Here is an 18,702-nt window from a genome sequence, read left to right as displayed (position 1 = left end):
AATTAATCGATTCATTTTACCGGTACCTTTTGAATTTTTCATCTAATTGTTTAAGATAGTTCTAAAGTAAGGAAGTTTGAAATAAGGCCATTAATTGGTTATATATTTGTAAACTTAAAAGTAGGAAAATATACCCCTAAATAAGAATAACGAAGCTCAACTTGATTCAATTAAGAGCAACAAATGTTAAATTTTAAAGAAATATCGAGAAAACTTCAAAAGTGTGCACAAACTGTGCATTGCGGAAAAACGACATAGGCCTTCACATCTGTGAAGGCCTATGTTTACTAAGTGGGCCCTACTGGATTCGAACCAGTGACCCCCTGCTTGTAAGCGCGAATATTTGTCTTTTCATTTGTTTGCATTTTTCTTCAATCTCTGGAAACCCTTGTATTTATTGGGTTTTTGTTTTTACTTGTTTTCATGCGTTTTCAAAAAAGGTGCAATTTGTTTCACCTATGTTTCACCCCTCAAGAAAAAAGCATGGTAAGTATTAAATTAAAATTGAAGAAAAAAGCTAACGCTGAAGGCGAACATTCCATCGTTTTACAAGTGCTAAAAGACCGTCGGAAAAAAATTCTTTCCACAGGTTTATCTGTAAAAAATGAGCTTTGGGATGAAAACGAACATTGTTTTAAGACCAGACACCCCAATGCAATGCAGAATAATCGATTGTTGGATACTTTAAAAATTAAAGCTCGAAATATAATTTCCGATTTTAACATTGACGATGTCGATTTTACTCTACAGGAATTTGAGCATCGCTTCCGTTTCGGTTCAAAAAGAAGTAAAATCGATTTATTTTCCTTTTGGACTTCAGTAGTCAATGATCTAGAAATTTCGGGAAGAACGGGTTATGCCCGTACAAATAAAGACACTATAAATTCATTAAAACTATTTCACAAGAAGCCTATCTTATATATGCGGGAAATCAATGTCACATTTCTCGATAAGTACGAGGTATTTCTTAGAAGTCGAGGTGGTTCTAATGGAGGTATCTCAGTGCGCATGCGAAGTCTTCGCACCATTTTCAACCTTGCTGTCCGAAGGGACTTGATAAAGCAACATATTTATCCTTTTCATAAATATAAAATCTCGAAGCTTAAAGGAAAGAGAATAAAACACGCTTTGAATTTGGCAGAAATCGAAACATTCAAGACTTTGGATTGTGGGGAGGATATTCAACTTATTAATGCAAAGAACTATTTTTTATTCAGCTTCTATACAAGAGGTATGAATTTTGCGGATATGATGCGTTTAACATGGTCTGATATTTCCAATAAGCGAATCACTTACGCAAGGGCTAAAACCCAAGGGAATTTTTCCATAAAGATTGTACCTCCAGTCAAAGAAATCCTTGATTATTATAATCAGAACAGAACGGATACCAACTACGTCTTCCCGATTTTGTTAAATGACCGTATGACCCCTACTCAAATTGAAAATCGAAAACACAAAACACTTGGACTTTACAATAAAAGCTTAAAAATACTAGCCGAGAAAGCGGGTATAACCAAAAATGTGACTAGTTATGTGGCTAGGCATAGTTTTGCCATGTGCCTCCGTGAAAAAGGGGTTAGTATTGATGTTATTGGAGAGACGCTTGGCCACCAAAGTGTATTAACCACTAAGGCCTATGTCCGTGAGTTTGGCGCAGAAGTATTGGATGAGGCTGTGGAAGTACTCCTATGGTGATGGCCGTAGAAAAACATTCCTTCACCTTTTTCTTAGTGATGGTTGAACTAAATCTGGGATAAAGAGTTGGCAACCAATACTGGTTGTGATCGATAATATTTAATTCAAAACAATTGGTTGATCAATCACACCCTGTATGGCGAGGAATCGAAAGCTCTTATTTTTCAGGGAATGTAGCCTGCGGAATGAAAGAAAAGATAAGTGCTTCCGGTATTGCCTAGAAACTAACTGAACACTTAGAATTAGCTAAACCGAGTTCCATAAAAGGTTAATTAACAAAACTTTTAAAAAAGATGAAAATAGGACTATTGTACCTTGGCTAAAAAGCTTTAACGCGAATATCTCTGATTAATGGTCAATGTAGGGTCGCTGTGTGAGGATTGTAGGGAATGGATTGCCCGACTACCGCAGGAGTTAGGTAAAACGCAGTAATATTTTCAAAAGTAAATTTCCGTTCCAAACATATTTTTAAGAACTTCACTTATTCAATGAGAAGATTGAAATGGTCAGCACAGAAGCAAAATTAAAAGAACGAATTAAAGAACTTACCTGTCTTTACGAGGTCACGTCAATTATTGTAAATTCCGATTACGATCTTTTAGGAACTTCCCTTGAAGCCATTGCCTATTGTCTGAAAAAAGCATGGCAATTTGAGCATGATACCGAGGTGGCATTAAAAAGTGGCGATTATGACATCAAGACCGAAGAATTCAAGGCTGACATGATTTATATAAAATCCGATATTAAGGTTTTCAACAAACTTGAAGGATTTATTAAAGTAGGATATCCAAAGAAAAAATATGAACAAGCCGACTTTTTGGAGGAAGAGGAAAAGTTATTGGAGAACGTAGCATTGGCTGTTGGAAACTTGTTGGAAAGAAAGCAGGTACATGATAGTGAAGCGGCCATTAAACGTCAAGTGGAGCGTGCAGACCGTTTACATATATTAGGGGAGATCACCGCAGGCATTGCACATGAACTCAATACTCCATTAGCCAATATTTTGGGTTTTACCGAACTTTTGAAAGAAAGGGTAACAGACCCGAAAGCCAGTAGGGATTTGGATAAAATTGTGGATAATGCGATTTTCAGTCGTGAGGTGGTCAAAAAATTGATGTTCTTCGCCTGTGAAATGCCACAGCAAATGAAGTCTGTAGCATTGATTCCAGTGGTTGAAAATGTATTGAAGCTACTTGGTCCTTCTTTACGGACTAAAAACATCAAACTGATCAAGTCTTTTAATGAACAAAAAATCGAACTCCGAGCAGATACCGTACAATTGACCCAAGTTCTTTTCAACCTGATTATGAACGCCATCTATTTTTCCCCTAAAGCGGGAAAGATTCATGTTGCAGTTGATAGTAATGGTAAAAGTATACAGATTCGAATTGCCGATGAAGGCCCGGGTATCGACCCTGAAAATGAGGATAAGGTTTTTGAACCCTTTTTTACAACAAAACCTTTGGGAGATGGTTCCGGACTCGGTCTAAGCGTTGTGCACGGTATAATCAATAGCCATAAGGGAACAATTTCGCACAGTTCAAATACCCCGAAAGGAACAATTTTTACCATAGATTTACCTAAATTGTAGATATGGGACTTCGAAAAGAAAATATACTATTGGTCGATGACGATATCGATATTCTGGAATTGTTGCAGCGCCACCTACAGTCAATGGACTATCATACTTATAAGGCCGTTTCGGTCAAGGAAGCTTTATATATTTTAAAGGACACTTATATCGACTTGTTGATTACCGATATTCAAATGCCCGAAGTTGATGGACTGCAGTTAGTAAAGTTTGCCGATGAACATTACCCTGAAATGCCCAAGCTGGTAATTACCGGTTATCCCTCGGTGGATGGTGCTTTAGAGGTCATCAAATCAGGTGCGACGGACTACTTGACCAAACCCTTTACCAAGGACGAACTGAAACTAGCCGTTCAAAAGTCCTTAGTGAGCGATTCAAAAAGAAAAAAACGGCAACCTATAATTGATAGTACTACGAGCAATAGCTATGCCGATATGATCGGCGCATCGGAAGCTTTTCAAAAAATCATGGACATCATCGATAGGGTAAAGAACAACAAGGCTACGGTATTGATCCAGGGTGAAAGTGGTACGGGCAAGGAATTGGTGGCGCGGGCCATCCATTATTCCGGCAAATTTTCACGTGCCCCATTTGTAGCCGTACACTGCGGTGCCATTCCTGAAAATTTATTGGAGGCCGAACTTTTTGGTTATACCAAAGGAGCCTTTACCGGTGCCAACGAAAACAGAAGCGGATTCTTTCAGGCTGCTCAAGGCGGTACCCTCTTTTTGGACGAAATAGGTACGGCACCCCTTTCCGTTCAGATGAAGCTTCTCCGCGCCCTTCAAGAAAAGGAGATTACAAAAGTGGGTTCCCGAAAGGCTGAAAAAGTGGATATCCGTATTATTGCCGCTACAAATAGCAGCCTATTGGAAGATATTAAGAAAAAGGATTTCCGCGAAGATCTTTACTATCGCCTGACCGTAGTGGAAATCAATGTGCCCCCACTTCGGGAACGTAAATCGGATATTCCTCTATTGGTCGATAAATTCGTGCAAAAATATGGAGTGGAATATAAAGACCGCCTTATGAGGATTTCCCCCGATGCCCTACAGGTTTTACAACGCTACCATTGGCCGGGAAATATTCGGGAATTGGAAAATATTATCCAACGGGCGGTCATCATGTGCGATGGCACCATCAATGTTAAAGACCTTCCGGAAAATTTAAAATATAAAATAGATTTTCCCGCTACGGGTTTTATTCCCCTTCGGGAAATGGAAAAAGAATATGTAAAACGTGTACTTGCAAATGTTGGTGGCAACAAGACCAAAGCCGCCGAAATCCTCCAAATCGACCGTAAGACCTTACGCGATAAACTGAACTGATCAACTGGTTCAAAACTCCCCGACCGGGGAAATTCTCCCCAGTTTGTTTTTATCACATCTTTTTTAAATCGTTTATTACTAATTGAATATCAATTAGTTGTAAATATTTGGCATGTCAGCCACTCTTTTGGGCATGTCATTTGCCTTGTATGAATGGAACTTAAGAAATCAAAAAATGCTGTTATTTTTTCCTTCGATCCAAAGTGCCAAGAACCATCTGAGAAAGAAGGATGGTCTGGGAAATATTGGAGGTAAAAAGGACAGGAATAAAACTAGAAATGAACGAATTAATAAAACAAAGGACAACGAAATATGATAGTCTTGTTTTGGCAAAAAAAGACTATGAGATGATTCTTAAGCATCGGCATATGAACCATTTGATCGAAGATTATTCCCATAAGGATGCGTTGGAGACTTTGGAAGAGAAAATGGAAGATGCTTCGTTTTTGGATTTTGAGGATATGCCCGAAGATATCGTTCGTCTGTATTCGTGGGTTACAGTAGCCTCCGCATCGGAATGGCGCCAAACCTTTCTTATGGTATTGCCTTACGAAATGGATATTAAAAGGAATCGGCTTTCGGTACAGAGTGCTTTGGGAGCATCCGTTATCGGTCTTTCAGAGGGCGAAACGTTTAACTATGGAACGCCCATAGGTTCCATTCCATTGCTAATCGAAAAGGTAGAGCAGAGCCACGGCCAAATAAAGGAATATATATCTGAGGATGTTTTGAATGAGATGCTTCCCAAAATATAGAATAGAGCTTTGTCTACGAACACAGAGAAAAGGGATAATAATATAAAAAATTAAAGGAAAGAGAAGATGAAATACGGCAGTCTAATATTTAAAAAGGAAAATTTTGTGATGATAAAGTACTATCAAGAAATGAATGGGATGCTTGAGAATTATGTTCATAAGAACACCTTGGATATCCTTACAGATAATATGTCCGAGGCGCTGATAGTCGATCGGGATGACATACCTACTGATATCGTGCAAATTTACTCCACTGTAACATTGTCCAGTACATGTGGATGGCATGAAACCTTACAGTTGGTACCGCCCTATGAGGAAAATATCAAAAATGACAAAATCTCGGTCATAAGCACATTGGGCGCATCTGTTGTTGGACTTTCAGAAGGTGACACAATAAGGTATGGTCTCACAGGTAATGTTCTGTTGTTGAAGATTGAAAAAGTGGTCCAATCTAGAACACAGATCGAATTGAATATTTCAGAATAGACATTCAAAAAGATTTTACCATAAAAATATAATAATTCTTTAACCTTAAATATATAATTATGCTCAAGTATGTATTTGCCCTTTTACTTTCAATAAGTGTGCTCAATGCACAAGATAATGCAAAATCAGTATCTAACGATGTCGAAGTCGGCGACGTTTTCGAGATAGGAAAGCCTGAAACGAACACGTACAAACACATAAATTTTCCCAGACCAAATTTTATCATCAAACGAGGTGGTCGAGCGAATTACAAACTTGTGGAAGGCAACAGGGTTGTGATAACGTCCATTAAGGAAAAGAAGGACGGTACTACACAGGTTAAGATCAAGCGCAAAGACGGCGGGCGTTTCTTTGGCAGCCATACCGTGATAGGGGCCGATTTTGACCAAGCCATACAGTCTGGCGAATTACAGGCCGAAAAATAACTTTTTGATTGGTTGTTGCAATCCATCCGGTTCATTAGATCTTGATTTGCTCAAATAAATAAAAGACCAGGACCGGGTGGATTTTTTTCCACGGATTATAGCCCCATCTAATAACAATTAGAAAAATAATCGAGAAAAACAGAAAACATGTTTACAAAATTTTCAGTAGCACAACGTATACAAATAGGTTTAATAATGACCATAGCTTTTCTTCTGGTCTTGGGATCTAATCGATTGGACTCAAGACATTTTTCGACGATTCAGACTACCGTCAATTCTGTATATAAAGATCGTGTGGTGGTTCAGGATTATATCTACCAGTTAAGCACAATATTCCATAACAAAAAACTCAAGTTGATTAAAAACTATAACGATAATACCATTACATCCGAAAATGAAAAAGCACAACTATTACTCATCGATTTTGGAATAACCAAACTGACCCAAAAAGAATCAAGTCTTCTCAACGAATTGAACAGACAATTTTCCAAACTACAAGAGCTAGAAGACAAAATTGTACAACCTTCCAATGAAATCGAAGCGGATTTGGGCATCGTTGCCCTTAAAACGCTGGACGAGATGCAACGAAATTTAGATGCCCTTGCCAAAATACAACTTTCGGAAAGCGAGCAACTGACGGAACTTTCCAACAAGTCGCTGGGCATGAACATTCTACTCTCAAAACTTGAAGTCGCTTTTATGATCATTATAGGAGTGGCCATATTGTTCTTGATTTTCTATCCTGTAAAAACAATGCATGCAGTACGCTAAATAAAGTTTTTGACCACGTTAAATAAATTAAAAAAAATGAAAAATTATAAACGGAGTATATGTTCAACGTGCAGGCATGCCCCTCATTGCTCGTTGACAACGGATATGAGCAGTATAAGCTCGTGTAGCGAATATGTACATCACTTGGATAAGGATAACGAACCAATGGTTATGGTCTCAGTAGAAACGGCAAGTGACCACCTTGCCTACGGCAGGCAGGCAAATAAAAATAAAGAACTTTTAATAAAATAAAATGACAACAAAATTAGCTTCACCAAAAAAACAGCCCAAACAGGGGATGTTGGACAACGTAATGCGACAGTTCGATAATGCTGCCGATATCATCACCCTCAATCCTAATATCCGTAAAATATTGGAAGTGACCAACAATGAACTGGTCGTACATTTTCCGGTCCGTATGGATAATGGTGAAGTAGAGGTCTTTACGGGCTACCGCGTTCAACATAACAATGCATTGGGTCCCTATAAAGGAGGGCTACGTTATCACGAGACTGTCGATATCGATGCCGCAAGGGCATTGGCCATGTGGATGACCTGGAAAACTTCGTTGGCTGGCTTGCCCTATGGCGGAGCAAAAGGGGGAATACAGTTGGATCCAAAAAAATATTCCGATACCGAACTGGAAAGGATAACCCGTCGATTTACATATGCCTTGGGCGATAACATCGGGCCTGAATTGGATATTCCCGCGCCAGATGTGAACACCAATCCGCAAACCATGGCGTGGATATTGGACACCTATATGTCCACTAAACCACCTGCCGAACGCTCTACGAATATGCACGTGGTTACCGGTAAACCCATTGGTGCAGGCGGTTCGGAAGGACGAGATCGGGCCACGGGCTATGGGGTATTTCTAACCATCAAGTTTTGGGCGGAACGAAAGAATGTTGAACTAAAGGATAAAAAGTTCATCGTACAAGGCTTTGGAAATGTGGGGTACTGGACTTCCCATTTCCTGGAAAAAGAAGGTGCAGTTTTGACCGCCGTTCAAGATGCCTCGGGAACCATTCTCAATGAAAACGGTATTTCGGCGGAAGGTCTTCTAGCCTTTTCAGAGTCGAATAACCGAAGTATCGGCGGTTTTGCCGATGCCCGACCCATAGAAAGTTCGGAATTTTTCGGTTTGGATTGCGATATCATCGTCCCAGCCGCGTTGGGTAATCAGATTACCGCAGAAAACGCACAACGCATAAAAGCCTATCTGATTGCCGAAGGGGCCAATGGGCCTACCGATGTGGAGGCGGAGAAAATTCTATTAAATAAAGGCATTGAAATCATTCCCGATATCCTTTGCAATTCCGGTGGCGTTATCGGTAGTTATTTCGAATGGCTACAGAACCGTAACGGCGAAATCTGGCAATTGGATGAGGTCATGGCCAAACTGGAGAAGAAACTGAAAGAATCGTTTTCCAAAGTTATGGAAACTGCAAAAAGCAGAAAAGTGGATATGCGGACCGCCGCATTCATTATCGCCATTGAGCGTCTTGAGAAGGCATATGTGCAACGGGGAATTTTCCCTTAAAAATCAACAAACATGAAATACGGAAGTTTAGTCATAGAAAAAAAGGAGTATGTTCTCCTTAAACGGTTCATGAACCTAACAGGATATTATAGGGACGACACCTTGCGCACATCGGTCAAGAAACTGGTGGGCGAACTGGAGGCCGCCAAAATATACGACGAAGCGGATATGCCCAACGATGTCATCCGCTTTAATTCGACGATTACCATCGCCTCGAAAAATGGATGGAACAGAAAATTCAAATTGGTCATGCCCAACGTCAGCGATGTCAAAAACAACAAAGTATCGATTCTAACCCCTATGGGGGCAGCGGTTATTGGCTACGCCGAGGGAGATTCGATAACATGGGAATTCCCATCAGGCGAACAAAAATTGATTATTGAAAAAGTGGACCAAGAGAATAAATACATTAATGCAAATATGATATTATGAACGCAACAAAATTATTTTACAACCATGAGTCCGACAGTAGTATTATGATAAAAAAAGACAAGGCAGAGGTCAGCAATTGGACCGACGATCTCGAATATATCAACGAAGAATTGGAGTATCTGTTGGATATCGAGGATAGAATGTTGAACAATGCCGTTTTGTATCAAGAGCTACAGACCCTGCGAAGGGAGAACGTCTTAAACTTAAGAACATTGTATCGATATGAAGGTGTTATTAAAGTTGCGATCGAATGCGATACGGTCGAATGTGATGCATTCTATCTGAGCAAGCATGAAAGAAACCGCAATCTGTACCTAGCACATAAAAAAAAATTTAGGTATGTAAAATTAAAAGTGCTATCCAACATTTTATTAGAAGCCAAACGCTAAAATCAAAACCTTAAAGTCATGAGGAAAAAACTATTATTGCCTACCGATTTTTCTAAAAATTCGTGGAACGCTATTCAATATGGCATCAAACTCTATGAGAATCATAAATGTGATTTTTATATCCTGAACACCTATTCGAAAGATGTTTATGGTCTTGACAGTGTTCCCTTATTGGATCCCGACGAGGCATTTAACAAGCTTTCGGAAAAGCGCTCCATGCAAAGTCTGGGGGATATTATGGTTAGGTTGACCTTTGAGAACGATAACCCGAAGCATCGGTTTCATATCGTCTCCCGCTCAACTTTGTTTTTAGATACGGTCAAAGATCTCGTTGCGGACATGCAGATCGATATGATCATCATGGGTGCTAAGGGTATGACCAATGAAAGGGAAGGTAGATATGGAAAGAATACCTTGGCAGTTATTGAGAACGTACGAAAGTGTCCTGTTCTGGTAGTGCCCAAAAATGTAACCTTCGACCGGCCGGAAGAAATTGTTCTGGCTACGAATTTCAACACCGATTTCAAAACTTCCGAAATCAAATACCTGGCCGAGATCGCGATAATGACAGGTGCCAGCATACAAGTGCTTAGTTTGACGGATAATGGCTCCCTGAACCTGCAACAAAAAAATAACAAGATACGGTTACGAAAGTATTTTAAGGATGTTGACCTTAGTTTCAACGTACTTCACAATTTGAAGATGGCCGATGCATTGAGCTCTTTCGTAGAGATCAGGCATAGTAATATGATTAGTTATATCGACAAGAAACCATCATTTTTGGAAAGATTGGGCTTCGGTAAGCCCACCTTGGGTAAGTTGGGCTATTTTAAGGATGTACCCGTATTGGCTTTGCACGGATAAGAATCCTCATATTTAAAAATAACCCATTTAAGTCATGTTAATGAAGACTAATATCATTCTTTTTTTTCTATTGGTTTTGTTTTGCTCCTGCGAAGAACATTATGGAACAAATGAACCACATCATGAAAATTTTGAAAAAAGAACCGTACATTCCACACTATTGGACTCGCTTGAATCGGGTAAAACATATCTTTCGGTGTATTCACAGATTTATAGCCTTTCTGAACATAAAACACATAACCTAACCGTTACGGCGAGCATTCGAAATATCGGTTTAAAGGATACCGTGTATATTACAAAGGCAGAATATTATGACACCCACGCTAAACCGATACACACTTATTTTGATAAACCTATATATGTTGCTCCCTTGGAAACCGTTGAAATCGTTATCGACGATGTTGGCCAAACAGGCGTCGCTGGGGCCAACTTTATTTTCGATTGGAAAATAAAAATGACATCGACTGAACCGTTATTTGAAGGCGTCATGATTTCTACCTATGGCTCAAAAGGCCTGTCTTTTACAACACAGGGGAAAAGAATAGAGTAACATAGAAAAGCTATTCGCATATAGCGATTAATCATCATACCTAATGGACAACGGATTAAACCGAATTTTATATGATTATCTGTTAAAGATAGGAATTACTGAAAGTCTTGCCTCCTACCTCAACCTTCTAGCCTTACTGGTAGCCGCGTTTATTTTAGCTTGGCTGCTCGATTTTATCATCTGGAAAATACTACGGAAAATTACGGTAAACTTAGCCAGGAAATCCAGGACCAATTTTGATAATTTCCTGGTCGTCAATAGGGTGCCGCGCTATATGGCCCATATTATCCCATTGTTGGTTTTGTTCGAGTTTATCCCGTTCGCGTTTATTGGTTTTGATTACGGGGGAATGATAGCCTTGAAAATACTTCAAATTCTATTTGTGGTACTCACTCTTTTTGTGGTCAAGAGCTTTTTTAAGAGCATCAACGACTACTTAAAAACAATTCCGAGATTCAAGGACAAGCCGATGGATAGCTATGTTCAGGTCCTTATGATCTTCGCATGGATCGTTGGCATCTTTACTGTATTCGCGATCCTAACCGAAATTACCGTTTGGAAATATTTCACCGCCCTAGGTGCTGGTTCTGCCGTTGTTATTTTGATCTTCAAAGATTCCATTTTGGGCCTTGTTGCAAGCATACAGGTAAGCATCAACGATATGGTACGTATCGGGGACTGGATCACCTTTGATAAATATGGTGCCGATGGCGATGTAATCGGGATTACCCTAGCCACGGTCAAGGTGCAGAACTTCGACAAGACCATTACCACAATCCCCACCTATGCCCTTGTTTCCGATTCGTTCAAAAACTGGCGCGGCATGCAAGACTCTGGTGGAAGGCGCGTTAAAAGATCACTGATCATCAGTCAAAAAAGTATCCGGTTCTTGACCGATGAATATATAGAATCCCTAAAAAAAATCCAACTCATCAAACCGTATCTTATTACTAGAAGTGAAAAGATAAATTCGTACAACCTTGAAAATGTGGTTGATAAAACATTGGCAATAAACGGTAGAAACTTGACCAACATCGGGGTATTCAGAAAATATGTGAGCTCTTATTTGGAAAACCATCCAGCCGTCAACAAAGATATGACCTTGATGGTACGCCAGTTAGCCCCTACCTCCCAGGGTTTGCCTTTGGAGATTTATGCCTTTAGTGCGGACAAACGATGGGTAAACTATGAATACATCATGGCCGATGTTTTTGATCATCTATTAGCCGCACTGCCTTATTTTGAATTAGAGGTTTTTGAACTACCCACTAATTTAAAAGCATTGTACCATCCATAGCTGTACATCTTCAATCTACAACTTATAAAAAGATGTATAATAACTTTTAAAAACATGTCATCAAATGAAGGTAATAGATTTTTTCATTTTACTTTGTTTTTAAGTTATTGCAATACTGCAGTTTGATTCTGGTAAGGACGCCCAACTTTACAGCTTATCCAATGTTTTTATCTTTCAAAAGGTCTTTGAAGTTCCAAGGAGCAAAACTCTATGGAACGTTTCAGAACTTACAATAACTCGCTAGACATTAGATACATAGTGAATAGGGTTCCTTAATCCAGCACCACCTTCTCTATTCGTTTAATCCCATTTCTATTCATGATCACGCGGTAACGACTAAATTCAATACCCTCCTCGGCATAGTATTTTTGAATAATATTGATATTGTAGACCTTATTGGCAGCTTTCATATACACCTCGCCCTTCTTTACTAAGATATAATCCTTTTTTGGATCATCCATATACTGTATGAATCTGTGAAAATTAAGGCGGGTAATATCGGTTAGGCCGATAATATTTTCATCGGTAAGGTCGTTGCCAAACTTTTTCGGGTAGATGGTGACTTTCTTTTTATATTCTATTATTTGCTCATTCAAGGATCTTTCGGAAATACCTATGACCATATCTTTTTGTCGATGCTTTTTAACCTTTGCGCCCAATTTTTTTAGGGGTACAAATGAAAACTTTTCCTTTATGATACCAATTTTATTATCGAAGGCATTGGTGACCTTTATTTTATAATCGTAAAATAAACTATGGGATTTACTCACGAACAGTTGACTTACCGAACCTTTTATACGGTCTTTGAGCATATAACCCACTACCAAGGCGATAAAAAAAGGCATAGTGAAATTGCCATAAAGCTGTTGATAATAAAAAGCAACAGCGGTTGAAAAGACCATGGCAAGCCCTGCGGCAAGGGCCAATACGGTTTGTTCGAACAGGGCCCCGTCTTTTCGTATATCCTGATACAAAAAGAAAACGCTTTCAATGTATTTTTTTAACCTGTTTCTTTTATAAAGGAGGTCCTCGGGGTTTACATTTTTATCTTTGGGTGAAACGTAATTTTTCTGCTTTTTATATTTTTGCTCAGATTCAATAAGGGCTACAATCAATTCGAGTGAATTTGTCCCTATTTTTCTGTTTTTAAAACTATTGAAAAGTTTCATGAGCTCTAACTCCACAACGTTGCTCATATGCTCATCCGCATAGAACATAACGTTCTTGTGAGCATCTTTTAGGGATGTATTTTTCAGTAAAACGACTATGTCCCTGAATTCAGATAAAATCAGTTTTATTTTTTCTAAAAAAGCGATGGTCTCATCATTGGATATTTCCTTTCGTTTTATAAAAGAATCAGTTTCATCCCTAAGCAAACTACTAAAAGTAGCTGCGAACATTTTTACCTGATTCTTAAAACGGGATAGATTCTCTTTAGAGCTATTTTTAATACATATTTTAGTATTCTTTGCTAGGTTATTTAGTAAAAACCGTTCCCCACTACTTATCTCTTCCAACGAATAATTCGGCGTATCATACTTTAAAAAAAGTCGTACATCATTATAAAATTTAGCGCCGGTATATGTTTTGCCATTGATGTTCAAACTATCGGGGAGAAACAGATACGTAAGTGTGGTATATTTTGATTTCTTTTTTTTTGAAATCGTATCGTAAGTTACATCAATGATGACCGAAAATTTGTCGTGTATTTCTATTTTACCCTTTATCAAAATATTGCGCGTATTAATACTCTTTATCCAATGGCCCTCTCCAATCTCTAGGATTTGTCGCCGGCCTTACCATGCCTGATTACTTCTGTTGAAGATACGGTCTCTGTCGCGAAAACCAAACAAATAATCCTCCAAACATATGAACCTAATTGGAATGTGGACTAATGGGCAGTACGGTGCTGGCTTATTCCTTTCTGACTTCCAGACTACAGGAAATAAAACCAGTAAAAACAAACTCTGGAAATATGCTTTTAGTGTAATATATGTCTTCATATGAGCCTTTGCTTTAATTATCGTTTGGAGTTCTGTATTGTTTACCTAACTCGATAAACCTATCCAAAGTCCCATTTTCAAAAGGAATCATATAAAAACTGTATGAATGCCTTTCACTTCCCTTATATAAATATTGCTCCTGTGGTTTTGAATACCAACTATCGTCCCCTCCAACACCCCGCTGCCCTAAATCAATATTGAGTTGTACCAAATTCTTCTTCGTTATATCAATCGTATGTTTACTATTATTTGACGATTTATAATCAATCCCAGCAGTGGTATCAAAATCTTCATTCATCATATGAAGTGCACTGAACCCCACTCCTTTTTCAGTTTCAGAGACAAATAATATACCCGTGACATTTTCATCTGAAAGGGCCAACCATCTTGTATCAGTTTTATAGCCATTATCTTGCGGACGAATATAGGGCACATATTGGTCAGTCACTTTCGACTTGTAGACATCAATAAAGGCTGAGGCTTTTCGGTCTTGGTAATTTTCCCAAGGACCTCTTCCAAAATAACTTAGGTTATCAAAGGTCTTTGGTAATTGTAAGCGCATCCCAATTCTAGGGATATCTCCTTCATAGCTAGTGGTGTTCAATGTGTTTTTGATTTGAATAACACCATCACCATGAATTGTATAGTTAGAAGTAAATGTTGTTTCGACTGCGGGTAGTCCATAAAAAACCGTCATCAAAACACTGCCATTTTTTAATTCAGAAATAACTATATCGTTGACCGTACTGTTATTTGAAGCGATTTTCCATCCAATGCTTTTCTCCTCCATTTGGTTACCAAAATCGTTGTCGGTCACCGCTCTCCAGAAATTTGGTTTTGGACCATTGCCATCCCTGATTAATTCTTTGTCCTTGTAGGTATAGGAGGTAATTCTACCCTCTTTCTTACTGAAAACAACCTTAACAATATCGTTATAAACAGAAACAATTCCTCCAACGTTATTGACGTACAATGTCGATTTGGATGTAAGATTTGCTTTTGCCTTTTTGAACTTGGTTGGCAAGGGTATTTGTTCATGCGCGACTTCAAATCCTACAGGCAAAAGCCCCCAAGCCCCTTTTGTTCTTGCCGATATTTCCACAAAATATTCAGTGTTTTCTTTGAAATCGATTTCTTTTAACGGAACCCGAACAAGTTTTCCGGTATGTGTTTCAACCTCGATGTTTTGAAGTAAAATGGTCTTTAACACTTTCCCATCTGCCTTGATCTTGGCGGTAAAATCAAATTGATCAAGATTGGTGAAATCATATAAATTTTCTACAAGAATCCTTAATTCATTGTGCTTGTTTATACCCTTATGCTTAAAGTTGATGAATTCATGGGCTTTCTTCACTTCAAAGAGTGCTGGTTGGGGCGTACGATCTGGAAATACAATGCCATTATTAAGGAAACTATAATCGGATGGCATATTTTCCCCATAATCACCGCCGTAAGCATAGTAGCGCTCACCTTTATCATTTGTTTTCCATATTGACTGATCTACCCAGTCCCAAATAAAACCACCTTGAAGATTATCATATTGTTCAATAATATCCCAATAATCCTGAAAGTTCCCTGTACTGTTACCCATGGCATGGGCATACTCACTGGGAATAAATGGCCTGTCTGTTCTAGATCTACCTATTTCTTCAAAACGGGCAGGACTTGGGTATTGTGGAACAATAATATCAGTGTTAGTGTCCATATCGTACAAACTAGCGTCATAATCCTTATAAGAGCGCTCATACTGTACAGGTCGTTTACTATTATCGTTAGTTTTAATCGCATCATAGCCTTTAAAAAAGTTGATGCCGTTTCCGGCTTCATTACCCATGGACCATATAATAACCGATGGGTGGTTTCTGTCCCGTTTTACCATACGGACCATCCTATCAACATGCGCTTTTTCCCAATTTGTTTTTCTGGCCAATGAATGTTCACCATAATACATACCATGGGATTCTATGTTCGCTTCATCAACTACATAAATTCCGTATATGTCACATAACTCATAAAACCGTTTACCTCTTGGATAATGGCTTAAACGCACAGCATTTATATTGTTTTCTTTCCAAAGACGTATATCTTTCATTATCAATTCGTCAGACATCACATGACCTGTCTCTGGATCGGTCTCTTGTGCATTTACACCTTTTAATGTAATGCGCTGACCGTTTACCAACAGTAATCCGTTCTTGATCTCAATAGAGCGAAAGCCAATTTTGGTTGCGGTTGTTTCGAGTAACTTACCTTCATTATCTTTTGTTTCTAATACCAATGTATAGAGATTCGGATGTTCTGCGCTCCATGGTTCAATATTTGGAATTGTCATTTGAAAATCAACCGAAGCCTTTTGTGATTTTTCTACTTTGAATGTTTTTGTCTTGGATGCTACACTAATATTTGTTTTGTCCAACACTTGATAGGAGATTACGACAGTCCTATCTTTCACAAGATGATTTTCCACTTCTAATTCAAGTGTTAACTTGCCATTCTTATATGTATCATCCAAGACTGAAGTCACTTCAAAATCTTGAATTCTAACTTTCGGTTGGGCATACATAAAAACGTCGCGCTCTATACCGCTGATGCGCCAAAAATCCTGACACTCTAAATAGGAACCATCCGTCCAGCGGAAGATTTGTAATGCAATGCTATTCTTCCCGGTCTTAATTGCTTTGGTAATATTGAATTCGGCAGGTAATTTACTACCTTGGGAATATCCAACATATTCCCCATTTATCCATACAAATCCACCAGATTTCATTGCGCCTATATGCAAGAATATTTCTTTGCTTTCCCAGGCCTTATCCAATGTGAATTCCTTTACATAAGAGCCTACGGGATTGTAATCATTAGGTAAATCCCCAGGATTTTTAGGAATTCTGCCTACGAGTTCCATATCGTCGGCGACGGGAGCTTTATAATCCGCAAACTCATATTGATGGTTTACGTAAATGGGTATTCCAAACCCTTCAACCTCCCAATTGGAAGGAACTTTGATGTCATCCCATTTTGAAACATCATATTCAGGATTCATAAAAGCAGAAGGACGATCTTTAGGGTTCCTGACCCAATTAAACTTCCAGGTACCATTTATGGATTTATAATATCCCGGACTATCCGTTTCCCGTTCTTCAATAGTTGAGAATGATGTAAACGATGCATGTGCAGGTAATTTATTCTCGCCAATGACCTGTTCATTTTCGATAAAGTATTTGTAATCTGTAATAGGATTTTTCTGTTGGCCGTAAAGCGATATAGCTAGTAAAAAAAATGGTGCTAATAAGCTAAAAGTTTCTTTTGGTTTAATCATTTTTTAAATTTAAGTGTAGCTAAAATTAGTTCAAAGAAGTGGTGTTTAATAACTTATAATTACAGGCTTTTTCATGTCGGATTGTTTACCTAAATGATCGGTTTATTCCACTCAAAATACACTCAATCATGTACCGTTGCATGACTTAATTCTGGATGTCACGGATTGTTGCCAAACAAGCCTTGGCATATTGCATCATCCCATAATCATTAGGGTGGGTCCCATCTACAAAACTATCCAATCCAAGACCTATTTCTTCTTTCTTTAGTAAATAAATTTCAGGTATTTGTTCTTTTAACAATTCCTGATAAACCTCTTTCGTTGCCCTATTAAGATCAGTATATATTCTTAATCTTCCCGGCTGGATCTCTCCATCGGAATACCCAGCATGTTCAACAATCAAAATTGGTGTTTTGGGTTGTCTCTTTCTAATATCCAAAACTGCTTTTTTTAATCTTTTCCTTGCGGACTTCGGGTCTAACCCTTGTCCAGAGGTAAAATTGGCCATGCAATCCAAAATATAGAGCGATGCCTCCGTCTGGGCTATATAATCAATGATTTCTGATTCGAGTCGCCCATTTCCCGAAAACCCTAAATTAATGACCGGGATTTGTGCTGCTCTACCCAGAATACTGGGCCAAGCCATTCCCGAGCGACTGGCACATGCGCCCTGTACGATGGAGGTGCCATACACAATGATCGGTTTCTTTGTTGTCATCGTATTGATTTGTCTAAAATTCCCGGACTTATCAATTCCAATTCTAAGCCATTTAACGGTGTTGTATAAGGGGAAATATAGCCTGAACATTCTTGTCTTTTTCGAAACATTGGCCTTCAGTCCACTGAATGAATACAAAATTGAATCTCTAAAATCGTAATTTCCTCGTACCCAATGCCATTCCGCTTTGTCATCCAAAACATACATGTCCACGCCACTTACCCCGGTCGCGGGCATATGCGGAAATGCCATTTCACCTTCCACCTGATATTGCACTTCAATGATTGAACTATTGGTTACGAAATCTACATAGAGCCCAGAAGAGTTCTTAGAGAGTTCCCATACTCTTTCCCGAACCACCGATTCCATAGCTTTTGGAAAACGTTGAAAAGGAAGCTTTTCGGGATTTTGTGATTTGCCCATTACCTGAAAATCATCCGATGAATACCATTTTAAACCTTCCTTTTGGCCATAGGTGTTTGAAACAACTAGAAAATAAAAGAGTAGTATTGAAAATCGAAATGATGGAAGCATTT

18 protein-coding genes are annotated in these 18,702 nt (G+C 38.7%); 15 read left to right on the top strand and 3 right to left on the bottom strand.

Features of this window, described 5'->3' with window-relative positions:
• Positions 1 to 504: 504 nt before the first annotated feature.
• The 15 genes from HPE63_RS16155 to HPE63_RS16085 all read left to right on the top strand — a co-directional run bounded on the left by HPE63_RS16155 (position 505) and on the right by HPE63_RS16085 (position 12,129).
• Complete coding sequence (locus HPE63_RS16155; RefSeq protein WP_188315346.1) at positions 505 to 1,695, top strand: site-specific integrase; 1,191 nt, start codon at positions 505 to 507, stop codon at positions 1,693 to 1,695.
• A 502-nt stretch (positions 1,696 to 2,197) separates the two neighbouring features.
• Positions 2,198 to 3,286: a sensor histidine kinase gene (locus HPE63_RS16150; RefSeq protein WP_188315345.1), complete on the top strand. Its 1,089-nt coding sequence runs from the start codon at positions 2,198 to 2,200 to the stop codon at positions 3,284 to 3,286.
• Positions 3,287 to 3,288: 2 nt separating this feature from the next.
• A complete protein-coding gene (locus HPE63_RS16145; RefSeq protein ID WP_188315344.1) occupies positions 3,289 to 4,614 on the top strand; it encodes a sigma-54-dependent transcriptional regulator in 1,326 nt (441 codons plus the stop codon).
• Between the two features lie 112 nt (positions 4,615 to 4,726).
• Positions 4,727 to 4,930, top strand: coding sequence for a hypothetical protein (locus HPE63_RS16140; RefSeq protein WP_188315343.1), 204 nt, complete (start codon positions 4,727 to 4,729; stop codon positions 4,928 to 4,930).
• Positions 4,893 to 5,369, top strand: coding sequence for a GreA/GreB family elongation factor (locus HPE63_RS16135; RefSeq protein ID WP_188315342.1), 477 nt, complete (start codon positions 4,893 to 4,895; stop codon positions 5,367 to 5,369). Before HPE63_RS16140 ends, HPE63_RS16135 begins: the two co-directional genes overlap by 38 nt.
• A gap of 66 nt (positions 5,370 to 5,435) precedes the next feature.
• Positions 5,436 to 5,855, top strand: a complete 420-nt coding sequence (locus HPE63_RS16130; RefSeq protein ID WP_188315341.1) for a GreA/GreB family elongation factor — start codon at positions 5,436 to 5,438, stop codon at positions 5,853 to 5,855.
• Between the two features lie 59 nt (positions 5,856 to 5,914).
• The gene (locus HPE63_RS16125; protein ID WP_188315340.1) at positions 5,915 to 6,280 is read left to right on the top strand and encodes a hypothetical protein; all 366 of its coding nucleotides are present in this window, start codon (positions 5,915 to 5,917) and stop codon (positions 6,278 to 6,280) included.
• A 147-nt stretch (positions 6,281 to 6,427) separates the two neighbouring features.
• A complete protein-coding gene (locus tag HPE63_RS16120; RefSeq protein WP_188315339.1) occupies positions 6,428 to 7,051 on the top strand; it encodes an MCP four helix bundle domain-containing protein in 624 nt (207 codons plus the stop codon).
• 36 nt (positions 7,052 to 7,087) lie between these two features.
• Entirely contained in the window at positions 7,088 to 7,303 is a 216-nt protein-coding gene (locus HPE63_RS16115; RefSeq protein ID WP_188315338.1) for a hypothetical protein, read from the top strand.
• A gap of 1 nt (position 7,304) precedes the next feature.
• On the top strand, positions 7,305 to 8,597 hold the full coding sequence (locus HPE63_RS16110; RefSeq protein WP_188315337.1) for a Glu/Leu/Phe/Val family dehydrogenase: 1,293 nt from the start codon (positions 7,305 to 7,307) through the stop codon (positions 8,595 to 8,597).
• 12 nt (positions 8,598 to 8,609) lie between these two features.
• The gene (locus HPE63_RS16105; protein ID WP_188315336.1) at positions 8,610 to 9,029 is read left to right on the top strand and encodes a GreA/GreB family elongation factor; all 420 of its coding nucleotides are present in this window, start codon (positions 8,610 to 8,612) and stop codon (positions 9,027 to 9,029) included.
• On the top strand, positions 9,026 to 9,418 hold the full coding sequence (locus HPE63_RS16100; RefSeq protein WP_188315335.1) for a hypothetical protein: 393 nt from the start codon (positions 9,026 to 9,028) through the stop codon (positions 9,416 to 9,418). The genes HPE63_RS16105 and HPE63_RS16100 overlap by 4 nt, the downstream gene beginning before the upstream one ends.
• 18 nt (positions 9,419 to 9,436) lie before the next feature.
• The gene (locus tag HPE63_RS16095; RefSeq protein ID WP_188315334.1) at positions 9,437 to 10,282 is read left to right on the top strand and encodes a universal stress protein; all 846 of its coding nucleotides are present in this window, start codon (positions 9,437 to 9,439) and stop codon (positions 10,280 to 10,282) included.
• A 40-nt stretch (positions 10,283 to 10,322) separates the two neighbouring features.
• Positions 10,323 to 10,832, top strand: coding sequence for a DUF3124 domain-containing protein (locus tag HPE63_RS16090; RefSeq protein WP_188315333.1), 510 nt, complete (start codon positions 10,323 to 10,325; stop codon positions 10,830 to 10,832).
• Positions 10,833 to 10,875: 43 nt separating this feature from the next.
• Complete coding sequence (locus HPE63_RS16085) at positions 10,876 to 12,129, top strand: mechanosensitive ion channel family protein (protein WP_188315332.1); 1,254 nt, start codon at positions 10,876 to 10,878, stop codon at positions 12,127 to 12,129.
• A 272-nt stretch (positions 12,130 to 12,401) separates the two neighbouring features.
• Here HPE63_RS16085 and HPE63_RS16080 read toward each other — a convergent pair whose 3' ends face one another.
• From HPE63_RS16080 to HPE63_RS16070, 3 genes are all read right to left on the bottom strand, one after another.
• Positions 12,402 to 13,859, bottom strand: a complete 1,458-nt coding sequence (locus tag HPE63_RS16080; protein ID WP_188315331.1) for a hypothetical protein — start codon at positions 13,857 to 13,859, stop codon at positions 12,402 to 12,404.
• Positions 13,860 to 14,145: 286 nt separating this feature from the next.
• The gene (locus HPE63_RS16075; RefSeq protein WP_188315330.1) at positions 14,146 to 17,448 is read right to left on the bottom strand and encodes a glycoside hydrolase family 2 TIM barrel-domain containing protein; all 3,303 of its coding nucleotides are present in this window, start codon (positions 17,446 to 17,448) and stop codon (positions 14,146 to 14,148) included.
• A 145-nt stretch (positions 17,449 to 17,593) separates the two neighbouring features.
• Positions 17,594 to 18,700, bottom strand: coding sequence for an SGNH/GDSL hydrolase family protein (locus tag HPE63_RS16070; RefSeq protein ID WP_188315329.1), 1,107 nt, complete (start codon positions 18,698 to 18,700; stop codon positions 17,594 to 17,596).
• Positions 18,701 to 18,702: the final 2 nt, after the last annotated feature.

This window comes from Maribacter arenosus (assembly GCF_014610845.1).
GTDB classification, from domain to species: Bacteria; Bacteroidota; Bacteroidia; order Flavobacteriales; family Flavobacteriaceae; genus Maribacter_A; species Maribacter_A arenosus.
The sequence above is the reverse complement of the archived record's forward strand: the minus strand, read 5'-3'. Positions and strand labels throughout refer to the sequence as shown.